The organism is Nocardioides sp. WJ219 (assembly GCF_058559815.1).
This window is the reverse complement of the sequence record NZ_JBZUJV010000005.1, coordinates 227,684-247,581: the sequence shown is the minus strand read 5'-3', so window position 1 is coordinate 247,581 and position 19,898 is coordinate 227,684. Positions and strand designations below refer to the sequence as shown.

Below are 19,898 nucleotides of genomic sequence, written 5' to 3'. Positions count from 1 at the left end.
GTCACTCCCACTTGAACGTCTTGGCCGTCGCGACGGCACCGAGCACGGCCCACCCCGCCAGCACGAGCAGGTCGCGCACCGGGATGCCGGCGTCGCCGAGCGACGTACGCATGGCCTCGCCGAGGGCGCCCGAGGGCAGCCAGGTGACGACGTCGCCGAAGGAGCCGTACGCCGTGGCCGGCAGCACGACCGCGCCCCCGGCCATCAGCAGCAGGTAGACCAGGTTGGCGGCGGCGAGCGTGGCCTCGGCGCGCAGCGAGCCGGCGAGCAGCAGGCCGAGGGCGGCGAAGGCGGCGGTGCCGAGCACCACCGAGAGCACGACGCCGACGACCGAGGCCGACGGTTCCCAGCCCAGCGCCAGCGCGACGGCGACGATGACGACCACCTGGACCAGCTCGACGACCAGCAGGGCCAGCACCTTCCCGCCGAGCAGCGCGGTGCGCGACAGGGGGGAGGTGCCGAGGCGCTTGATCACGCCGTAGCGCCGCTCGAACCCGGTGGCGATCGCCAGCGCGGTGAACGACGTGGACAGCACCGCCAGCGCGAGCACGCCGGGGGCGAGGTCGTCGACGCCGTAGGACAGGTCGATGCGCTCGGCGCCCCGCACGCCCGCGACCAGCACGATGACGGGGATGACGACGGCGAGCAGCAGCTGCTCGCCGTTGCGCAGCATCAGCCGGGCCTCCATCGAGGCCTGGGCGAGCACCTGGCGGGCCACCGGCGCGGCGCCCGGGGCCGGGGTGAACGTGCCGGTGCTGCCGGTGCTGCCGGTGCTCATGCGGGCCCCCGGGTGAGGTCGAGGAAGACGTCCTCCAGGTTGCGCTGGCCGAGGGTCAGCGACTCCGGGAGCACGCCGTGGTCCTCGCACCACCGCGAGACCGTGGCCAGGGTGGAGGCGTCGGCGGGGCCGGAGACGAGCATGCTGACGGCGTCGAGCTGGCGGACCTCCGTGGCCGGGCCGAGGCTGCGGGCGAGCGACTCGGGCGCGCCGGCCGGGAACGGCTCGGTGACGACGAGGCGGATCGTGGCGACCGACCCGCCGCGGGTGAGCTCGAGCGGGCTGCCCGAGGCGACCAGGGTACCGCGGTCGAGGATGTGCACCCGGTCGGCGAGGCGCTCGGCCTCGTCCATGTAGTGGGTGGTGAGGACCACGGTCACGCCGTCGGTGCGCAGCTCCTCGAGCAGCGTCCACACGTCGCGGCGCACGGCGGGGTCGAGCCCGGCGGTGGGCTCGTCGACGAAGACCAGCTCGGGGCGGCCGACGACGGCCATCGCGAGTCCGAGGCGCTGCTGCTGCCCGCCGGACAGACGCCGGTACGGCGTACGCCCGCAGTCGCCGAGCCCGAGCCGCTCGCCGAGCAGGTCCACGTCGACCGGGTGGGCGTGCAGCCGGGCGACGTGGCGCAGCATCTCGTCGGCGCGGACACCGCTCCAGGCGCCGCCGCTCTGCAGCATCACCCCGATCCGGGGGAGCAGCTGCCGCCGGTCGCGCACCGGGTCGAGGCCCAGCACCCGCACCGACCCGCGCTGGGGACGGCGGTAGCCCTCGCAGGTCTCCAGCGTCGTCGTCTTGCCGGCGCCGTTGGGACCGAGCACGGCGGTGATCGTGTGCGGCGCCACGTCGAGCGTCAGGCCGTCGACCGCGACCTTGTCGCCGTAGGCCATGACCAGGCCGTCGACGAGGACGGCTGGTTGGTCGGACACAACCTGAGTTTAGGGTTCTCGACGTGAGCGACTGGCTGGCGGGTGCGGTGATCGTGCTCAGCCTCGCGGCCGTGGTCGTGCTCGTCGTCTCGATGGTCCGCGACGAGGCTCCGCAGGACCGCACCTTCGGGCTCCTCGCCGCCATCGAGCTGGTCCTGCTGGTCCAGCTGGTCGTCGGCTGCGTGGCCCTGGGCCGCACCGAGCGCGACGTCGAGGGCGTGCTGTTCGTCAGCTACCTGGTCGGGGTGGCGCTGGCGCTGCCGATCGGGGTGTTCTGGTCGCTGGCCGAGCGCACCCGCGCCGGCACCGGCGTCCTGCTGGTCGCCGTGGTGACCGTCGCGGCCCTGCAGCTGCGGCTCGGCACGATCTGGAGCGGCACCGGTGCGTGACCTCTCCTCCGGCCCCGGCCGCGTCCTGGTCTTCGTCTACGGCGTCTTCGCCGTCGCCGCCACCGGCCGCTCGCTGGTGCAGCTCGGCACCGACGCCGACCGCGCGCCGCTGGCCTACACGCTCTCGCTGGTCGCCGCCGTCATCTACCTCGTCGCCACGACCTGCCTGCTGCTCGGCGGCCGCCGCGCCTGGACCGTCGCCGCCCTCGCCTGCTCGGTCGAGCTGGTCGGCGTCCTCACCGTCGGGGCGCTGTCCTACGTCGCCGACGACCTGTTCCCCGACAAGACGGTCTGGTCGCACTTCGGCCAGGGCTACCTGTTCCTGCCGCTCGTGCTGCCGTTCCTCGGGCTGGCCTGGCTCCGGGCCACCCGCCCCAGCGGGGGATAGCTCGACTCCTGGTCGACCTGAGACGCGTCTTGGAGGTCGACCAGAGGTCGAGGTACCCCGGCGTGCGGCCCAGGTCACTTAGGGCGACCTTGCTTGAAGGAACGGAATCAATATCGGCACACTGGTGTTGTGGAAATCGTGACGGGGACCGACGAGACGACGCGGCAGCGCGTCGCGCGCTCGATCCTGGTCAACGGACCCTCCACGGCCGCGGCGCTCGCGGAGCGGCTCGACCTCACCGCCGCCGCCGTACGCCGCCACCTCGACCAGCTGCTCGACGACGGGCACGTCGAGGCGCGCGAGCCGCGGCCCGGCGGCACCCGCGGACGCGGTCGCCCCGCCAAGGTGTTCGCGCTCACCGAGACCGGCCGCGACGGCTTCGACCAGCAGTACGACGACCTGGCGGCCGCCGCGCTCCGCTTCCTCGCCGAGACCGGTGGCGACACCGCGGTCCGCGAGTTCGCCAAGCGGCGCGCGGGGTTCGTGGAGGAGAAGTTCGGCGTGATCGCCGCCGCCCACCCCGACCTGCGACCGGCGGAGGTGCTGGCCCGGGTCTTCTCCGAGGAGGGCTACGCCGCCACGGTCCGCGACCTGCCCGTGGGGGAGCAGCTGTGCCAGCAGCACTGCCCGGTCTCCCACGTGGCCCACGAGTTCCCCCAGCTGTGCGAGGAGGAGACGGCCGCCATCGGCCGGGTCCTCGGCCGACACGTGCAGCGCCTCGCCACGATCGCCCACGGCGACGGGGTCTGCACCACCTGCATCCCCGACGTGCAACGCACACCGACGACGAAGGAGACGGTCACCTCATGACCTCCATCGAGGACCTCAACCCCGAGCTCAAGGGCATCGGCCGCTACGAGTTCGGCTGGGCCGACAGCGACGTCGCCGGCGCCACCGCGCAGCGCGGCCTCAGCGAGGACGTCGTCCGCAACATCTCGGCGCTCAAGAGCGAGCCGCAGTGGATGCTCGACCTGCGCCTGAAGGGCCTGAAGCTCTTCCACCGCAAGCCCATGCCGACCTGGGGCTCCGACCTCGGTGGCATCGACTTCGACAACATCAAGTACTTCGTGCGCTCCTCGGAGAAGCAGGCCGCCACCTGGGACGACCTGCCCGAGGAGATCAAGAACACCTACGACAAGCTCGGCATCCCCGAGGCCGAGAAGCAGCGCCTCGTCTCCGGCGTGGCCGCGCAGTACGAGTCGGAGGTCGTCTACCACTCGATCCGCGAGGACCTCGAGGCCCAGGGCGTGCTGTTCCTCGACACCGACACCGCCCTGAAGGAGCAGCCCGAGCTGTTCCAGGAGTACTTCGGCACGGTGATCCCGGTCGGCGACAACAAGTTCGCCGCGCTCAACACCTCGGTGTGGTCCGGTGGCTCGTTCATCTACGTGCCCAAGGGCGTCCACGTCGACATCCCGCTGCAGGCCTACTTCCGGATCAACACCGAGAACATGGGCCAGTTCGAGCGCACCCTGATCATCGTCGACGAGGACGCCTACGTGCACTACGTCGAGGGCTGCACGGCGCCGATCTACTCCTCCGACTCGCTGCACTCCGCGGTCGTCGAGATCATCGTCAAGAAGGGCGGCCGCTGCCGCTACACGACCATCCAGAACTGGTCGAACAACGTCTACAACCTCGTCACCAAGCGCGCGGTGTGCGAGGCCGGCGCGACCATGGAGTGGGTCGACGGCAACATCGGCTCCAAGGTGACGATGAAGTACCCCGCCGTCTACCTGATGGGCGAGCACGCCAAGGGCGAGACCCTCTCGATCGCGTTCGCCGGCGAGGGCCAGCACCAGGACGCCGGCGCCAAGATGGTGCACGCCGCCCCGCACACGTCGTCCTCGATCCTCTCCAAGTCGGTCGCCCGCGGCGGCGGGCGCACCTCCTACCGCGGCCTGATCCAGGTCAACGAGGGCGCCTACGGCTCGAAGTCCAACGTGCTCTGCGACGCGCTGCTGGTCGACCAGATCAGCCGCAGCGACACCTACCCGTACGTCGACATCCGCGAGGACGACGTGTCGATGGGGCACGAGGCGAGCGTCTCCAAGGTCAGCGACGACCAGCTCTTCTACCTCATGTCGCGCGGCATGGAGGAGGACGAGGCGATGGCGATGATCGTGCGCGGCTTCGTCGAGCCGATCGCCAAGGAGCTCCCGATGGAGTACGCCCTCGAGCTCAACCGCCTGATCGAGCTGCAGATGGAGGGGGCCGTGGGCTGACCCGCCCACGCTCCACCCCCGCACCACCAGCACCACCGACCGTAGAGAGAACTGACACGTGACGTTGACCGACGCTTCCCGCGACAACCTCGAGGCCGGCCTCGAGGTGGGGCACCAGGTGGTCTCCCACCTGAACCCGCCCCCGTCGTACGACCTGGCCGACCACCCCGCGCCCACCGGGCGCGAGGAGGTGTGGCGGTTCACCCCGCTCAAGAGGCTGCGCGGCATCCTCGACGGCGAGGCCTCCGCCGCGACCCTGGCCTGGGACACCTCGGTGCCCGAGGGGGTGGCGGTCACCACCGTCGGACCCGCCGACGCGCTCACGCTCGGCGAGCTCGCCCCCAACGACCGGCCCTCGGCGCTGGCCGCCGAGCTCGCGGCCGGCGCGACCCTGGTCGACGTCCCGGCCGACACCGAGCTCGACGAGCCGATCGTGCTGCGCCTGCACGGTGAGTCGGTCGACGACCTCGTGTGGGGCCGGCTGGTGCTCCGGTTCGGTCGGTTCTCCAAGGCCACGGTCGTGCTGGTCCACACCGGCTCGGCGCGCTACTCCGCGATCACCTCGGTGCTCGTCGGTGACGGCGCCCAGGTCAACGTCGTCTCCCTGCAGGACTGGGACGACGACGCCGTCCACCTCGGCCGCGACGCCATCCTGGTCGGCCGCGACGCCTCGGTGCGGCACACCTCGGTGAGCTTCGGCGGCGACCTGGTGCGCATGCACGCCAACGTCGAGTACGCCGGTCCCGGCGGCGAGGCCGAGCTGCTCGGCCTGTACTTCGCCGACGAGGGCCAGCACCTCGAGCACCGGCTGTTCGCCGACCACAACCAGCCGCGCACCAAGAGCAACGTGCTCTACAAGGGTGCGCTGCAGGGCCCGGGCGCGCGCACCGTGTGGATCGGCAACGTGCTGATCCGCAAGGTCGCCGAGGGCATCGAGACCTACGAGGAGAACCGCAACCTCGTGCTCACCGACGGCTGCCACGCCGACTCGGTGCCCAACCTGGAGATCGAGACCGGCGAGATCGCCGGCGCCGGGCACGCCTCGGCCACCGCGCGCTTCGACGACGAGCAGCTGTTCTACCTCCGCTCGCGCGGGATCGCCGACCACGAGGCCCGGCGCCTGGTGCTGCACGGCTTCTTCCACGACCTCATCCGCAAGGTCGGGGTGCCCTCGATCGAGGAGCGGCTCACCGCCACCGTCGAGGCCGAGCTCACCAAGAACGTGCTGCGCGACGTCTCGGACCTCGGTTCGCTCGCCGTGCCCGTCGAGGACCTCGTCTGAGATGGCGTTCCTGCTGGCCTGCGCCCCCACCGACGTCCCGGCCGACGAGGCCCTGGGCGTGTCGATCGGCGACGTCGACGTCGCGATCGCCCGCGACGGCGACGAGTTCTTCGCGCTCCAGGACCTCTGCAGCCACGCCGCGGTCGCGCTCAGCGAGGGCGAGGTCGCCGACTGTGCCGTCGAGTGCTGGCTGCACGGCTCCCGCTTCGACCTCCGCACGGGCAAGCCGACCGGCCTGCCCGCCACCGAACCTGTCGCGACCTTCCCGATCGAGGTCCGCGACGACGGCGTCTACGTCGACACCGCCACCACCCTGAATGGAGTCACACCCGCATGAGCACCCTCGAGATCAACGACCTGCACGTCTCGGTCAGCACCGAGGACGGCCCCAAGGAGATCCTCAAGGGCGTCACGCTGACCATCAACGACGGCGAGACCCACGCGATCATGGGTCCCAACGGCTCCGGCAAGTCCACGTTGGCCTACTCCGTCGCCGGCCACCCGAAGTACGAGATCACCGGCGGCACGGTGACCCTCGATGGCCAGGACCTGCTGGCGATGTCGGTCGACGAGCGGGCTCGCGCCGGGCTCTTCCTGGCGATGCAGTACCCCGTCGAGGTGCCCGGCGTCTCGGTGTCGAACTTCCTGCGCACCGCCAAGACCGCCATCGACGGCGAGGCCCCCAAGCTGCGTACCTGGGTCAAGGACGTCAACGCCGCCCTCGAGGCGCTCGACCTCGACCCCAAGACGTTCTCCCAGCGCTCGGTCAACGAGGGCTTCTCCGGTGGTGAGAAGAAGCGGCACGAGATCGCGCAGCTCGAGGTGCTCGACCCCAAGGTCGCGATCCTCGACGAGACCGACTCCGGCCTCGACATCGACGCGCTCAAGGTCGTCTCCGAGGGCGTCAACCGCTTCCGCGCCGGCGAGGGCAAGGGTGTCCTGCTGATCACGCACTACACGCGGATCCTGCGCTACATCCAGCCCGACCGGGTGCACGTGTTCGTCGACGGCAAGGTCGCCGAGTCCGGCGGTCCCGAGCTGGCCGACGAGCTGGAGGCCAACGGCTACGAGCGCTTCCTGTCCAAGACCGCCGCGGCGACGGCCTGAGCATGACCACGACTGCTCTCACGGGTCTGCTCCCCGAGCTGGAGGTCGTCCGCAAGGACTTCCCCATCCTCGAGCGCGTGCTCGGCAACGGGCAGCAGCTGGTCTACCTCGACAGCGCCAACACCTCCCAGAAGCCGCAGTGCGTGATCGACGCGATGGTCGACCACCTCGAGCGCCACAACGCCAACATCGCCCGCGCGATGCACCAGCTCGGTGCCGAGTCGACCGAGGCGTTCGAGGCGGCCCGCGACAAGGTGGCGACGTTCCTCGGGGCCCCGAGCCGCGACGAGGTGATCTTCACCAAGAACGCCTCCGAGGCGCTCAACCTGGTGGCCAACACGCTGGCCTGGAAGGGCCCGCGCCAGGTCGGTGAGGGCGACGAGGTCCTCATCACCGAGATGGAGCACCACTCCAACATCGTGCCCTGGCAGATGCTCACCGAGCGCACCGGCGCGACGCTGCGGTGGTTCGGGCTGACCGACGACGGCCGGCTCGACCTGTCGAACATCGACGAGCTGCTCACCGAGCGCACCAAGGTCGTCGCGTTCACCTGGGTCTCCAACATGCTCGGCACCATCAACCCGGTCGCCGAGCTGACCCGCCGCGCCCACGAGGTCGGCGCGATCGTGGTCGTCGACGCCTCGCAGGCGGCTCCCCAGCTGCCGATCGACCTGGCGACCATGCCGGTCGAGGAGCGCCCCGACGTCGTCGTGTTCACCGGCCACAAGGTCGTGGGGCCCACCGGGATCGGCGTGCTGTGGGGCCGGTCGGGCCTGCTCGACGAGCTCCCGCCGTTCCTCGGCGGCGGCGAGATGATCGAGACCGTCCGCATGGACCGCTCGACGTACGCCCCGATCCCGCACAAGTTCGAGGCCGGCACGCCGCCCATCGTCGAGGCCGTCGGCCTCGGCGCGGCCGTCGACTACCTCGGCCACCTGGGGCTGGACGCCGTCCGCGACCACGAGCACGCGATCACCGCCTACGCCCTCGACGGGCTGGCCACCGTGCCCGGCCTGAAGGTGCTGGGCCCCCTCGACGCCGCCGAGCGCGGGGGAGCGGTGTCGTTCGAGATCGACGGCGTGCACCCCCACGACGTGGCCCAGGTGCTCGACTCGCGCGGCATCGCCGTCCGGGCCGGCCACCACTGCGCCAAGCCGGCGCACGCCCGCTTCGGCGTGCAGAGCTCGACGCGGATGTCGTCGTACCTCTACACGACGCCGGGCGAGATCGACGCCCTGGTCGAGGCGCTGGAGTACAGCCGGTCCTACTTCGGGCTGGAGGGGGCGCGATGACGTCGGCCGAGCTCGACAGCCTCTACCAGGAGATCATCCTGGACCACTACAAGAACCCCCACCACGCAGGGCTCCGCGACCCGTTCGAGGCCGAGGTGCACCACGTGAACCCGACCTGCGGCGACGAGGTGACGCTGCGCGTCCACGTCGCCGACGGCACCGTGGCCGACGTGTCCTACGACGCCGTGGGGTGCTCGATCTCGCAGGCCTCCGCCTCGGTGATGGCCGACCTGGTGATCGGCAAGCCGGTCGCCGAGGCCATGTCGATCCACGAGACGTTCCTGACCCTGATGCAGGGCAAGGGCAAGGTCGAGCCCGACGAGGACGTCCTCGAGGACGGCATCGCCTTCGCCGGTGTCGCGAAGTTCCCGGCGCGCGTGAAGTGCGCCCTCCTGTCCTGGATGGCGTGGAAAGACGCCACCGCCCGAACCCTGGAGGCCCCCAATGGCTGACCACTCCGACCTGCCCGACGTCCCCGAGGCCTCCGGCCTCGCCACCGGCGGCGGCACCGCCACCGTCACCACGGACGACGTCACCGAGGCGATGAAGGACGTCGTCGACCCCGAGCTCGGCATCAACGTCGTCGACCTCGGCCTGGTCTACGACCTCCACCTCGACGAGTCGTCCAACCTGGTCATCGACATGACGCTCACCTCGGCGGCCTGCCCGCTGACCGACGTCATCCAGGACCAGACCAACGCCGCGCTCGAGGGCCTGGTCAACGACGTCGCGATCAACTGGGTCTGGATGCCGCCGTGGGGTCCCGACAAGATCACCGACGACGGCCGCGAGCAGCTGCGGGCGCTGGGCTTCAACGTCTGAGCCGGAGCCTCGCGAGCGCAGCGTGCGAGGGTCCGACGCGAAGACGTCGAGGGAGCCTGTGAGGCCGCGACGGGCGGCTCGAGCCCTCTTGCCGCAGCGGACGACCGGGGACTCCTGACCCTCAGCCGCCGGTGTACGCCGGCAGCGGGGGGTCGAAGGCCAGGTCGGTGTTCGGCGCCATGTCGCGGCGCTCGTCGCGTGGCCATGCTGCCGTGCCGACGTACGTCGTGCCGCCGAGGTCGACCTCCACGCGGTAGCGGAACGGACCCGGTCCGAGGGTGGCCGCGCCCGGCGCCGCGTCCTCGGGCGAGGCGATGTACACGCGCCCGTCGCCGCACGGGTCGTCCTGCCCGAACGGGCCATACGTCGCACTGGCGCCGTCCGCGGCAGTCACGGTCACCCTCGCCGTGGCGCCGGGGTAGGAGCGGTCGAGGTCGACGAGGCCCACCTCGACGCCGTAGCTGGTCAGCTCGTCGCCGCTGTCGCTCAGCACGCTCACGTAGCCGGTCGGCTCGGGGAACACGCCCTCGATGGTGGTGGTCCACGCGAACGACGCGGACACGCTGCCCTGTGGGCCCTGCCCCTGGAGGTGGACGAGGTAGCGACCCGCCGGACCGGATGGGCGTGCCTCGTGGGTGAGCGGCCCGGTGCGCACCACCGGCACGTCCAGGAAGCGCGAGCACACCCCCGGCTCGCCATCAGCGGGGAGCGGTTGCGCGGACGCGGTGAACGACCAGCCCTTGAGCGGAAAGCCGAAGGGCACGACCGCCTGTCGGCCCGCGTCGGTGTAGGGCGGGGTCGCGACCCCGTCCGAGCAGAAACCTGCTGTGCCGTGCTGCCAGCAGGTCGACGTGACCGGCACCGGGATCTCGGCGTCCCTGATCAGCAGCACGGGCTCGGGCGGTTGCGCGCCAGGCTCGACCGGGGTGGCCGGGGACGGCGGCGCGGAGCTGGGCCGGGAACTCTCGGCCGGTGCCGTCGAGGCGTCGGTGGCCACCCGACCTGGGTCGGGGTCGGAGCGTTGGGCGAGCACTCCGAACGTCGAGCCGGCGACGACCAGCGCCGCCGCGATCCCGGCGACCAGGGCGCCGCGGTGCGTCCGACGGCGGCGACGGCGTGCCAGCACCCGGTCCCAACCGGGGACGGAGTCGGGCGTCGCGTGCTCCACGCGATCGCCCAACAGGCGGACGAGCGGGTCGGTCGGGTCGGTCATGGCGTGCTTCCTTCGGTGAGCCGGGGGACGAGGGCGGCGCGCGCTCGGGACAGGCGCGACTTGACGGTCCCGACGGGGACGCCGAGCAGGTCGGCGACCTCGCCGACCGGCAGGTCGTCGACGTGGTGGAGCAGGAGGACCGCGCGGTGGCCGACCGGAAGTGCGGCCAGCGCGTCGTCGAGGTCGAGCCGGTCACCATCGGGACCGGCGACCTCGGTGGTCGAGCGGGCGGCCAGTCGGGGCAGGCCCAGCCGCGCGACCGTGTGGCGCCGGTGTCGTGAGATGAGCAGGCGAACCGCGACCGTGCGGAGCCACGCCTCGGGGTCGTCGTAGGTGCGCACTCGCTGCCAGTGCTCGAGGAGGCGGACGAACGCGTCCTGGGCGACTTCCTCGGCGTCGCTCGCGGAGCCGCCCATCACGGTGAGCAGGCCGATCAGCCGCCCGGCGGCGCGCTGGTAGAGCTCGGCGACCTGGTCGTCCTGGTCTCGGCTCACATCCATGACACGCGCCAGGATCGCAGCCGGTTCCCTCGCGTCGCGGGGGATCACCTGACTAGCATCACCCGATGATCGAGGTCCGCGGGTTCGAGCCGGACGACCTGCCGGCGCTGTGGGCGCTGGCGCACCTGCCCGACTCCGGCATCACCGAGGACGCGAGCGTGCCCGTGCCGCTGCGGCCGCGGCGGGTGCCGCCGACCGGGCCGCCCGACCTGGTCGACCCGGTCACGACGGTGCTCGGTGCCGGCGGTGAGCTGCTCGTCGCGCTCGACGACGGGCACCTGGTCGGCGTGGGCGGTCTGCGTCCGGTGCACGGCCGCCCGCGCCTGGGGCGGGTGATCCGGCTCCGCGTGCACCCCGCCGTGCGCCGGCGGGGGGTCGGCCGGCGGCTGATGACCGCGCTGGAGGACTCGGCCCGTCGTCGCGGGCTGACCGACCTGCTGCTCGACGTCGGTGACCACCAGCCGGAGGCGCTGGCGTTCTACCGGGCGCTGGGGTGGTCGGAGACCTGGCGCGAGAGCCGGCCCGAGTGGCACTGGCAGACCGTCTGGCACCACCGCTCGCTCGAGCGTGACCACCTCGCCGTCGAGGTCCGGCGCTGCGCGGGGGACGCCGAGGCCGACGCCGCCGAGCGCGCGCTGCCCACCTCCGGCCACGGCCACCACCACGCCCGGTGGGCCCGGCAGCGCGCCGGGGAGGCGACGTACCTGCTGGCCTGGGACGGCGACGACGTGGTGGGCCACGTGCTGCTGCACCGCCGGTCGCGGTTCGACGACGTGCTCGCGACGCTGGGCGAGCACCCCGAGGCCGACGCGCTCCGGGTCGCCGAGCACGCGCTGCGCCGCGGTGTCGGGACGGCGCTGGTCGGCGCCGCCGCCGGCACGGCCCGCGAGCAGGGCGCGACCCTGGTCGGGCTCGCGGTCGCCGACGACGACCCGGCGGCGGCGCTCTGCCGACGGCTCGGCTGGCGGCGGCGCACGGGGCTCGACCCCGTCGAGGAGTGGTCGTGGGTCGACGACCACGGGCGCGAGCACGTCGAGCGTGACCCCTGCGGCTACTGGACCCTGACCCTGCCCGGTTAGGTTCGGCGGGTGCCCCTCGTCCTGGTCCCCACCGCGCGCTGGGCGCGGTGGGTCGAGAACTTCGAGCGCAGCCACGGCCCCACGACGTACGCCGTGGCCGACGGCGCGCTCGCCGGCACCGCCGACGACGGCTCGACGCTCGCCGCCCGCCTCCCCTTCGCCGCGTCGTACGACGGCGCCGCGACGCCCGGCGGGCTCGCGGCGGCGGTGCGGGTGCCCGGCGACTGGGGCGTGCTGCTGGTGCGCAAGGGCGGGTTCGCGATGGTCCGGATGGCCGGCTCGACGGCGGGGGAGTCCAAGACCGGGCAGCGTCACGTGCAGGGCCGGACCAAGGCCGGCGGTCAGTCGCAGCAGCGTTTCGCCCGCCGGCGCGACAACCAGGCCCGCCAGGCCTACGAGGCGGCCGCCGACCACGCGGCCCGGATCCTCGGCAGCCTCTCCGGCCCGGTCGTGACCGGGGGGGACCGGCCCGCGGTCGAGGAGGTCCTCGCCGACCCGCGGCTGGCCGGGTGCGTCGTCGTACCCCCGTGGCTGGCGGTGCCCGACCCGCGGCGGTCGGTGCTGGAGCAGGCGGTGGCCGACGCCACCGCGCTGCAGGTGGAGGTGGTCAACGCGTGAGGCTCGACCTGCGGCCGATGACCCCCGACGACGTCGACGACCTCTTCACGATCTACCGCGACCCGGCGATGTGGGCCTACGACCCGCCGCGGGTGCACCGCAACCGGGAGACCACGGCGGCCTACGTCGAGCGCGCCGCCGCGCGGTGGGCCGACGACGGCCTGAGCTACTGGACGGCGCGGCTCGCCGCCTCCGGCGAGGTCGTCGGGTCCGGCGGGGCCCAGCGCCACGTGCCGGGCCACTGGAACCTCAACTACCGGGTCGCCGCCGCCCACCAGGGCCGCGGACTCGCCGGCGAGCTGCTGGCCGCGGCCCTGGACGCCGCCGCCGCGGCTGACACCGGAGCGCCGTGCATCGCCTGGATCGACGCCACCAACCCCGCCTCGCGCCGGGTCGCCCAGCGCGGCGGGCTGGTCGACCACGGGCTGCGCCACGGCTCGGTCGACGGGATCGCCCGGCACGCCTGGGCCGACCGCGACCTCGACGACACGGTCTACCGGCCGGTCGACCCGGCTACCGTGGCGCCGTGACGCGCGTCCTCCTGCTCGCCGACACGCACCTGCCCAAGCGGGCCAAGGACCTCCCCGGCGAGGTGTGGGAGCAGGTCGACGCCGCCGACGTGGTGGTGCACGCCGGCGACTGGGTCGACGTCGCCACCCTCGACCGGCTGGAGGAGCGGTCGCGGCGGCTGCTGGCCTGCTGGGGCAACAACGACGGCGCCGCGCTGCGGGCCCGCCTGCCCGAGGTGGCCGTAGCGGAGATCGGCGGGGTGCGGTTCGGTGTCGTGCACGAGACCGGCGGCCGGCAGGGCCGCGAGGCGCGGTGCGAGACGGCGTACCCCGACCTCGACGTGCTCGTCTTCGGCCACAGCCACATCCCGTGGGACACCACGACGCCCCGGGGCCTGCGGCTGCTCAACCCGGGCTCGCCGACCGACCGGCGACGCATGCCGCACTGCACCTACCTCACCCTGACCGCCGCCGACGGCGCGCTGAGCGACGTCGTGCTGCACCGTCTGGCGTCGCGCGTCCAGTAGCGTCCGGTCCATGTGGGAGCCCGACCCGGGGTGGCACGCGCTGCCGAGCGGTGCCGGTGCCTCCACCGTCGGCGTCTGGCGGACGGCGTACGGCGACCAGCCGGTCGTCGTCAAGCGGCTGGCGGCGCCCGCCGCGCACGACCCGACGGAGCTGTCGGACCCCACGCACGGCGCCTACTGGCGCCGCGAGGCCGACGTGCTCGGCACCGGGATCGCCACGACCACGACCGGGTTGCGCGCCGTGGTGGCCGCGGTCGACGAGGACGACGCCGGCATCACCATCACCCGCGAGTGGGTCGAGGACGCCGCGCTCAGCGGGCTGTTCGTGGCCGTGGCCCTGGGCCGGTTCGCCGGGTGCGACCTGCCGCGGCCGCGGTTCCTGGCCCGCGACCAGCTCCGGCAGCGGCTCGCCCGGACCGAGCACCGGGTCGGCGGCTGGCCCACCCTGGCCCGGACGACGGCCGCCGACGTCGCCGACCACCTCTGGCGGCGCCGCTCGGAGTTCCTGGCGCTGCTGGACGCGCTGCCCCAGGTGCCCCAGCACGGCGACCCGTCGCACGTGAACATCCCCGGCCGCGACGGCGACGACGCCGTCGCGATCGACTGGGCCACCCTCGGGGTCGGGCCGGTCGGTGGCGACCTCGGCTACTTCGCCCTCACCGCGCGCGAGGAGTTCGAGCCGCTCCTCGACGCCTACCTCGTGGGGCTGCCGGACGGCGTAGCCGGTGCGGACGACGTCCTGCTCGGGGCCCGGGTCACCGCTGTCTACACCGCCTTCGGACGGGCCGAGTGGGCGCTGGCCCGGGTCGCGACCGGGGAGGGCGCGCTGGCCGGGAAGTACCGCCACCCGGCGGTCGCGCCGTACCTGCGGGCCCTGCAGCGCCAGTCGGGCAACGTCGAGGCGCTGCTCGGCTGGTGAGGGCCGTACCGGTCAGACCGGTGCGTCGGTGAAGGTGTCGCAGGCCTCGATCGTGCCCTCCTCGAAGCCGCGGACGAACCACTCCTTGCGCTTCGCGGCCGACCCGTGGGTCCAGGTCTCGGGGTTGACCTGGCCCGAGGTCTTCTCCTGGATCCGGTCGTCGCCGACGGCCTCGGCGGCCTTGATCGCCTCGTCGACGTCGGCGTTGGTGAGCTCGGTGAAGAGGACGTTGCCGTCGGCGTCCTCGGTGGTGGTGGCGGCGCTGGCCCACATGCCGGCGAAGCAGTCGGCCTGCAGCTCGAGGCGGACGCCGCTGCTCTGCGGGCCGGTGTCGCCGCGCACCTTGCCGATGGTGCCGATCAGGTTGGAGACGTGGTGGCCGTACTCGTGCGCCAGCACGTACGGCTCGACGAACCCGCCGCTGGGCCCACCGAGCTGACGGTCCAGGACCTCCTCGAAGAACCCGGAGTCGAGGTAGATGCGCTGGTCGGTCGGGCAGTAGAACGGCCCGACGGCCGAGGTCGCGCCGCCGCACCCGGTGGAGATCGATCCCTCGAAGGTGACCAGCCTGTCGGCGGCCCGGAACTGGTCGCCGAGGGTGTCGGACCAGAAGTCGTACAGCGAGTTCTCGACCGCGACGCGGGCGCAGTCGACGCTCTCGTTGGCGTCGGCGCCGGTCTTGCAGTCGGCGTACCGCTCGGAGTCGCTGAGGCGGCTGGCGTCGAGGGTGCTGCTGCCACCGCCGAGACCCCCGCCACCCCCGCCCCCGCCGCTGAACAGCTGGATGGCGACGAAGACGACGACGACGATCACCGACAGGACGCCGCCACCACCGACCATCCCACCGGGGATGGGCATCCGCCCGCCCCCGCCTCCGCCGCCGAAGCCGCCTCCGCCGGAGCCGCGTCCGGCGTCGCCGACGCGGCTGGTGTCGAGCCGGGCCTTGGGGTTGAACCGCATGGCGGCCAATCTAGTGACCGCCGACGTGACCGGAGCCACCCCTGGGCGGGGTGCGCCGATGAGTCTCCCGGGGTCCGGGCTCCGTAGGATCTGAGCACCATGATCAGTGCCCACCAGCTCGAGGTCCGGGCCGGTGCCCGGCTCCTGATGAGCGACGTCAGCTTCCGCGTCGCCCCCGGGGACAAGGTCGGCCTGGTCGGTCGCAACGGCGCGGGCAAGACGACCCTGACCAAGATCCTCGCCGGCGAGGCGCAGCCGGCCGCCGGCACCGTCACCCGCACCGGTGACGTGGGCTACCTGCCGCAGGACCCGCGCACCGGCGACCCGGAGGTGCTGGCGCGCGAGCGGATCCTGTCGGCGCGCGGGCTCGACGACGTCGTACGCCGGATGCGTGAGTCCGAGGAGCTGATGGGCTCCGACGACCCGAGACTCCGCGAGAAGGGCATGAAGCGCTACACGCGGGCCACCGACGAGATGCAGGCCGGCGGTGGCTACGCCGCGGAGTCCGAGGCGGCCACGATCGCGGCGTCCCTCGGCATCGAGGAACGCATCCTCAACCAGCCGCTCAAGACGCTGTCGGGTGGTCAGCGACGTCGCGTCGAGCTCGCCCGCATCCTGTTCTCCGACGCCGAGGTGCTCATCCTCGACGAGCCCACCAACCACCTCGACGCCGACTCGATCGTGTGGCTGCGCGACTTCCTCAAGTCCCACCACGGCGGGTTCATCGTGATCAGCCACGACAACGCGCTGCTCGAGGAGACCGTCAACAAGGTCTTCCACCTCGACGCCAACCGGGAGGTCATCGACCTCTACAACATGGGCTGGCGCCACTACCTCACCCAGCGCGAGACCGACGAGAAGCGTCGCAAGCGCGAGCGGATGAACGCCGAGAACAAGGCCAAGACCCTCACCGACCAGGCCAACCGGATGCGGGCCAAGGCCAGCAAGGCCCAGGCCGCGCAGTCGATGCTCAAGCGCGCCGAGAAGATCATGTCGGGGCTCGAGGGCGAGCGCGCGGCCGACAAGGTCGCCAAGATCAAGTTCCCCGCCCCGGCACCGTGCGGCAAGACCCCGCTCACCGCCGCGGAGCTGTCGAAGTCCTACGGCTCGCTGGAGGTCTTCACCGACGTCAACCTCGCGATCGACCGCGGCTCGCGGGTCGTCATCCTCGGCCTCAACGGCGCCGGCAAGACCACCCTGCTGCGCATCCTGGGCGGCGTCGACCAGCCCGACACCGGCCGGGTCGAGCCCGGCCACGGTCTCAAGCTGGGCTACTACGCCCAGGAGCACGAGACCCTCGACACCTCGCGCACGGTGCTGGAGAACATGCAGTCGGCCGCGCCCCAGCTCACCGACACCGAGGCCCGCTCGGTGCTCGGGTCGTTCCTCTTCTCCGGCGACGACGCCGCCAAGCCGGCCGCGGTGCTCTCCGGCGGCGAGAAGACCCGCCTGGCGCTGGCGTCGCTGGTCGTCTCGAGCGCCAACGTGCTGCTCCTCGACGAGCCCACCAACAACCTCGACCCGGCCTCCCGCGAGGAGGTGCTCGCCGCCGTCCGCACCTACGAGGGCGCGATCATCCTGGTGACCCACGACGAGGGCGCCGTGCGCGCCCTGGAGCCCGACCGGGTGCTGCTGCTGCCCGACGGCGACGAGGACCTGTGGAACGAGGAGTACGCCGACCTGGTGTCGCTCGCGTAGCGGGCGCGTCTCACGGCAACAACAGCGCCGCGTCGCCGAACTCGTGCCACAGGTAGCCCCCGGCCACCGCGGCGTCGTACGCCGCCTGGGTCAGCGCGGCGCCGGCGACGGCCTCGACGAGCAGCAGGTGCGAGGCGGCGGGGTCGTGCCAGCCGGTGACGAGGCCGGTCACCACGCGCGGCGGGTCGGCGGGGGAGACGACGCGCTCGGTCCAGCCGGCGGCGGGCACGACCCGGCCGGCGTCGTCGATCGCTGACTCGAGCGCGCGGGTGACGGTCGTGCCGACCGCGACCACCCGACCGCCGCCGGCGCGCACGGCGTTGACCGCGCGGGCGGTGGCGTCGGTGACCTCGAACCGCTCGGGCTGCGGGGCCTCGCCGGCCTCCTGCGAGGACACCCCCGTGTGCAGCGTGACGGGGACGACCCCCACGCCGCGGGAGACCAGCCGGGTCACCAGGTCGGTCGTGAACGGTCGCGCGGCCGACGGCATCTCGGCGCTCCCGGGCCGGGTGCCGAAGACGGTCTGGTAGTCCGTGAGCGGGTAGGGCCGGTCGAGGTAGCCGTAGGAGATCGGGCGTCCCTCCCGGGCCAGGGTCCGGCCCAGGTCGCCGACCACCCGGGCCCGCCACAGGCGGTTGCCCCGGCCCGTCGGTGTCGACCCGTCGCGCGGGTAGGGCTCGAGCAGGTCGAGGGTGGCGCCGGTGAGGGTGAGCCGGTCGCCGGGCTGCGCGTCCAGCACGGCGCGCGACGCGTCGGGTGCGGTGCGCACCTCGACCACCCAGGTGCCGTCGTCGAGGGGAGCGGCGGCGTGCACGACGACCGGCCCGTGCCGCGTCGAGCGCGCGTCGGCCTGCCCGGGCACCGTGGCGGAGTTGTTGACCACCACGAGGTCGCCGGCCCGCAGGTGGTCGGCCAGGTCGCGGAAGCGGGCGTGCCCGATGCCGTCGGGCGCGGCGACGAGCAGGCGGGTCGCGTCCCGGTCCACGCCACGGGCCTCGGCCGGCGCCGGGGCGACGTCGGGGGCGGTGAAGACGGTCGTCGGGGTCTCCGTCAGCGTCGTCACTGGCCCACCGCCTCGCGCGCGAAGGCCGAGGCGCGGTAGCGCCCCGACGGGGGCCGCCGGCGTACCAGCTCGAGCAGGGACGGCGCCACCGTCTCGGGCAGGGGCCGGTCGGAGATGTCCTCACCGGGGAACGCCGCCTGGTGCATGGCGGTGCGCATGTCGCCCGGGTCGACGGCGTACGCCGTGAGGCCCTCCTCGGCGGCGAGCGTCAGCGTCAGGTGGTCGAGCGCGGCCTTGCCGGCGGCGTACGGCCCCCAGGTCTCGTAGTGCTCGACGGCGGCGTCGCTGGAGAGCGAGACCACCACGCCCGCGGCGGTGCGGAGCTGGGGGAGCACGAGGGCGGTGAGCGCGACCGGTGCGGCGGCGTTGACCGACCACGTGGCGAGCAGCTCGTCGGCGGAGACCTCGCGCAACGGCCGGAGGGGGAGCGGGCCGAGCGTGCTGGCGTTGTGGACGACCGGGTCGAGCCGTCCGTGCCAGCCGACCTCGCGGGCCAGGTCGTCGCGGTGGGCCGCGTCGGCGACGTCCCCGGGGACGGCGACGACCGCCGGCAGGCCGGCGACGGCCGCGGTCAGCCGGTCGGGGTCGCGGCCGTCGGTGACGACGGTCCAGCCGTCGTGGACGAGCGTGTGGACGAGGGCGCGGCCGAGTCCGGCCGAGCCCCCGGTGACTAGTGCGACGGGCATCCCGTCCTCCTCGTTCTGGTGGGGTGCGCCCAGCGTGCAACCTCAAGCCAGGTTGAGATCAAGCGCTGTCGGTGCCCGTCCCTAGACTTCACGCCATGACGCTCCCCGCCGACCAGCTGGCCGCCGCGCGACTGCGCTACGACGTCGACGGCGTGGTCGCCACGATCACCCTCGACAAGCCCGAGGCGCGCAACGCCCAGACGCCCACGATGTGGCGCACGCTGGCCGCGATCGGCGAGCAGCTGCCCGACGAGGTCCGGGTCGTGGTCGTGCGCGGCGCCGGCGCGACGTTCTCGGCCGGCCTCGACCGCACCCTGCTGGCGCCCGGTGGCGGCGACGGGCAGGAGAGCGTCGTCGACCTGCTGGCCCGCTCCGACGACGACATCTCCGCCACGATCGACGCCTACCAGCAGGGCTTCACCTGGCTGCGCGACCCGCGCTTCGTCTCGATCGCGGTGGTGCACGGCTACGCCATCGGCGCGGGGTTCCAGCTCGCCCTCTCCTGCGACCTCCTGCTGGCTGCCGACGACGCCTACTTCTGCATGAAGGAGGCGGCGCTGGGCCTGGTCCCCGACCTCACGGGAACAAAACCGCTGGTCGAGGCCGTTGGCTACCCGAGGGCGCTGGAGATCTGCGCCACAGCACGCGACGTCAGCGCCGAGGAGGCGGTGCGGATCGGGTTCGCGCTCGACGCCGTCCCGGCCGATCGGCTCGACGTCCGGCTCGACGAGCTCGTCACCGCCCTCACCGCACCGATGGCCGGTGCGGTCCGCGAGACCACGGCACTCGTCCTCGGTGCCGCCCACCACGACCTCGACACCCAGCGTCGACTCGAGCGGGAGGCCCAGGCCCGCCGGTTCCGCGAGCTGGCCTCCCTCATGGGAGCAGCGACCTAAGCCCTTCCCAGGAGGTGGACC

The 19,898-nt window shown here is 73.1% G+C and carries 24 protein-coding genes; 17 read left to right on the top strand and 7 right to left on the bottom strand.

Translation table 11 applies throughout. The features are described 5' to 3' along the window. Position 1: 1 nt before the first annotated feature. Both AC4MBH_RS14210 and AC4MBH_RS14205 read right to left on the bottom strand, forming a co-directional pair. A complete protein-coding gene (locus AC4MBH_RS14210) occupies positions 2-778 on the bottom strand; it encodes an ABC transporter permease (RefSeq protein WP_491795548.1) in 777 nt (258 codons plus the stop codon). Continuing rightward, a complete protein-coding gene (locus AC4MBH_RS14205) occupies positions 775-1,704 on the bottom strand; it encodes an ABC transporter ATP-binding protein (RefSeq protein WP_491795547.1) in 930 nt (309 codons plus the stop codon). Before AC4MBH_RS14205 ends, AC4MBH_RS14210 begins: the two co-directional genes overlap by 4 nt. Positions 1,705-1,727: 23 nt before the next feature. Here AC4MBH_RS14205 and AC4MBH_RS14200 point away from each other — a divergent pair, with 23 nt between their 5' ends. The 10 genes from AC4MBH_RS14200 to AC4MBH_RS14155 all read left to right on the top strand — a co-directional run bounded on the left by AC4MBH_RS14200 (position 1,728) and on the right by AC4MBH_RS14155 (position 9,209). Next, on the top strand, positions 1,728-2,093 hold the full coding sequence (locus AC4MBH_RS14200) for a hypothetical protein (protein ID WP_491795546.1): 366 nt from the start codon (positions 1,728-1,730) through the stop codon (positions 2,091-2,093). Beyond that, positions 2,086-2,481 (top strand): hypothetical protein, encoded by a 396-nt coding sequence (locus AC4MBH_RS14195; protein ID WP_491795545.1) that lies wholly within the window; start codon positions 2,086-2,088, stop codon positions 2,479-2,481. The genes AC4MBH_RS14200 and AC4MBH_RS14195 overlap by 8 nt, the downstream gene beginning before the upstream one ends. 135 nt (positions 2,482-2,616) lie before the next feature. Then, positions 2,617-3,291, top strand: coding sequence for a helix-turn-helix transcriptional regulator (locus AC4MBH_RS14190; RefSeq protein ID WP_491795686.1), 675 nt, complete (start codon positions 2,617-2,619; stop codon positions 3,289-3,291). Next, complete coding sequence (gene sufB, locus AC4MBH_RS14185; protein WP_491795544.1) at positions 3,288-4,706, top strand: Fe-S cluster assembly protein SufB; 1,419 nt, start codon at positions 3,288-3,290, stop codon at positions 4,704-4,706. Before AC4MBH_RS14190 ends, sufB begins: the two co-directional genes overlap by 4 nt. Before the next feature lie 58 nt (positions 4,707-4,764). Continuing rightward, positions 4,765-5,988, top strand: a complete 1,224-nt coding sequence (gene sufD / locus AC4MBH_RS14180) for a Fe-S cluster assembly protein SufD (protein WP_491795542.1) — start codon at positions 4,765-4,767, stop codon at positions 5,986-5,988. A gap of 1 nt (position 5,989) precedes the next feature. After that, positions 5,990-6,325, top strand: coding sequence for a non-heme iron oxygenase ferredoxin subunit (locus AC4MBH_RS14175; protein WP_491795541.1), 336 nt, complete (start codon positions 5,990-5,992; stop codon positions 6,323-6,325). Beyond that, positions 6,322-7,095, top strand: coding sequence for a Fe-S cluster assembly ATPase SufC (gene sufC, locus AC4MBH_RS14170; RefSeq protein WP_491795540.1), 774 nt, complete (start codon positions 6,322-6,324; stop codon positions 7,093-7,095). The genes AC4MBH_RS14175 and sufC overlap by 4 nt, the downstream gene beginning before the upstream one ends. A gap of 2 nt (positions 7,096-7,097) precedes the next feature. Then, positions 7,098-8,387 (top strand): cysteine desulfurase, encoded by a 1,290-nt coding sequence (locus AC4MBH_RS14165; RefSeq protein WP_491795539.1) that lies wholly within the window; start codon positions 7,098-7,100, stop codon positions 8,385-8,387. After that, positions 8,384-8,839 (top strand): Fe-S cluster assembly sulfur transfer protein SufU, encoded by a 456-nt coding sequence (gene sufU, locus AC4MBH_RS14160; RefSeq protein WP_491795538.1) that lies wholly within the window; start codon positions 8,384-8,386, stop codon positions 8,837-8,839. The genes AC4MBH_RS14165 and sufU overlap by 4 nt, the downstream gene beginning before the upstream one ends. After that, entirely contained in the window at positions 8,832-9,209 is a 378-nt protein-coding gene (locus AC4MBH_RS14155; RefSeq protein ID WP_491795537.1) for a metal-sulfur cluster assembly factor, read from the top strand. Before sufU ends, AC4MBH_RS14155 begins: the two co-directional genes overlap by 8 nt. Positions 9,210-9,330: 121 nt before the next feature. On the opposite strand, the gene AC4MBH_RS14150 is transcribed toward AC4MBH_RS14155, so the two are convergent. Both AC4MBH_RS14150 and AC4MBH_RS14145 read right to left on the bottom strand, forming a co-directional pair. Next, positions 9,331-10,422 (bottom strand): hypothetical protein, encoded by a 1,092-nt coding sequence (locus tag AC4MBH_RS14150; protein WP_491795536.1) that lies wholly within the window; start codon positions 10,420-10,422, stop codon positions 9,331-9,333. Continuing rightward, positions 10,419-10,922, bottom strand: a complete 504-nt coding sequence (locus AC4MBH_RS14145) for an RNA polymerase sigma factor (protein ID WP_491795535.1) — start codon at positions 10,920-10,922, stop codon at positions 10,419-10,421. The genes AC4MBH_RS14150 and AC4MBH_RS14145 overlap by 4 nt, the downstream gene beginning before the upstream one ends. A 65-nt stretch (positions 10,923-10,987) precedes the next feature. Between AC4MBH_RS14145 and AC4MBH_RS14140 the strand changes: the two genes are divergently transcribed. The 5 genes from AC4MBH_RS14140 to AC4MBH_RS14120 are packed head-to-tail and all read left to right on the top strand — an operon-like array spanning position 10,988 to position 14,574. Then, complete coding sequence (locus AC4MBH_RS14140; protein ID WP_491795534.1) at positions 10,988-12,001, top strand: GNAT family N-acetyltransferase; 1,014 nt, start codon at positions 10,988-10,990, stop codon at positions 11,999-12,001. A 9-nt stretch (positions 12,002-12,010) separates the two neighbouring features. Next, positions 12,011-12,619, top strand: coding sequence for an acVLRF1 family peptidyl-tRNA hydrolase (locus tag AC4MBH_RS14135; RefSeq protein WP_491795533.1), 609 nt, complete (start codon positions 12,011-12,013; stop codon positions 12,617-12,619). Next, positions 12,616-13,149 carry a GNAT family N-acetyltransferase gene (locus tag AC4MBH_RS14130; RefSeq protein WP_491795532.1) on the top strand — a complete coding sequence of 178 codons (534 nt, stop codon included), beginning with the start codon at positions 12,616-12,618 and terminating at the stop codon, positions 13,147-13,149. Before AC4MBH_RS14135 ends, AC4MBH_RS14130 begins: the two co-directional genes overlap by 4 nt. Then, entirely contained in the window at positions 13,146-13,655 is a 510-nt protein-coding gene (locus AC4MBH_RS14125; protein ID WP_491795531.1) for a metallophosphoesterase family protein, read from the top strand. The genes AC4MBH_RS14130 and AC4MBH_RS14125 overlap by 4 nt, the downstream gene beginning before the upstream one ends. A 10-nt stretch (positions 13,656-13,665) precedes the next feature. Further along, positions 13,666-14,574 (top strand): phosphotransferase, encoded by a 909-nt coding sequence (locus AC4MBH_RS14120; RefSeq protein WP_491795530.1) that lies wholly within the window; start codon positions 13,666-13,668, stop codon positions 14,572-14,574. A 12-nt stretch (positions 14,575-14,586) separates the two neighbouring features. Here the strand turns inward: AC4MBH_RS14120 and ypfJ are convergent, their stop codons facing one another. Beyond that, a complete protein-coding gene (ypfJ, locus tag AC4MBH_RS14115; RefSeq protein ID WP_491795529.1) occupies positions 14,587-15,534 on the bottom strand; it encodes a KPN_02809 family neutral zinc metallopeptidase in 948 nt (315 codons plus the stop codon). Between the two features lie 99 nt (positions 15,535-15,633). Here ypfJ and AC4MBH_RS14110 point away from each other — a divergent pair, with 99 nt between their 5' ends. After that, complete coding sequence (locus tag AC4MBH_RS14110) at positions 15,634-17,232, top strand: ABC-F family ATP-binding cassette domain-containing protein (protein ID WP_491795528.1); 1,599 nt, start codon at positions 15,634-15,636, stop codon at positions 17,230-17,232. Between the two features lie 10 nt (positions 17,233-17,242). Here AC4MBH_RS14110 and AC4MBH_RS14105 read toward each other — a convergent pair whose 3' ends face one another. Both AC4MBH_RS14105 and AC4MBH_RS14100 read right to left on the bottom strand, forming a co-directional pair. Beyond that, positions 17,243-18,295, bottom strand: a complete 1,053-nt coding sequence (locus tag AC4MBH_RS14105; protein WP_491795527.1) for an S-adenosylmethionine:tRNA ribosyltransferase-isomerase — start codon at positions 18,293-18,295, stop codon at positions 17,243-17,245. Next, the gene (locus tag AC4MBH_RS14100) at positions 18,292-18,981 is read right to left on the bottom strand and encodes an SDR family NAD(P)-dependent oxidoreductase (protein WP_491795526.1); all 690 of its coding nucleotides are present in this window, start codon (positions 18,979-18,981) and stop codon (positions 18,292-18,294) included. Before AC4MBH_RS14100 ends, AC4MBH_RS14105 begins: the two co-directional genes overlap by 4 nt. Before the next feature lie 95 nt (positions 18,982-19,076). Between AC4MBH_RS14100 and AC4MBH_RS14095 the strand changes: the two genes are divergently transcribed. Beyond that, the gene (locus AC4MBH_RS14095; RefSeq protein WP_491795525.1) at positions 19,077-19,877 is read left to right on the top strand and encodes an enoyl-CoA hydratase/isomerase family protein; all 801 of its coding nucleotides are present in this window, start codon (positions 19,077-19,079) and stop codon (positions 19,875-19,877) included. Positions 19,878-19,898: the final 21 nt, after the last annotated feature.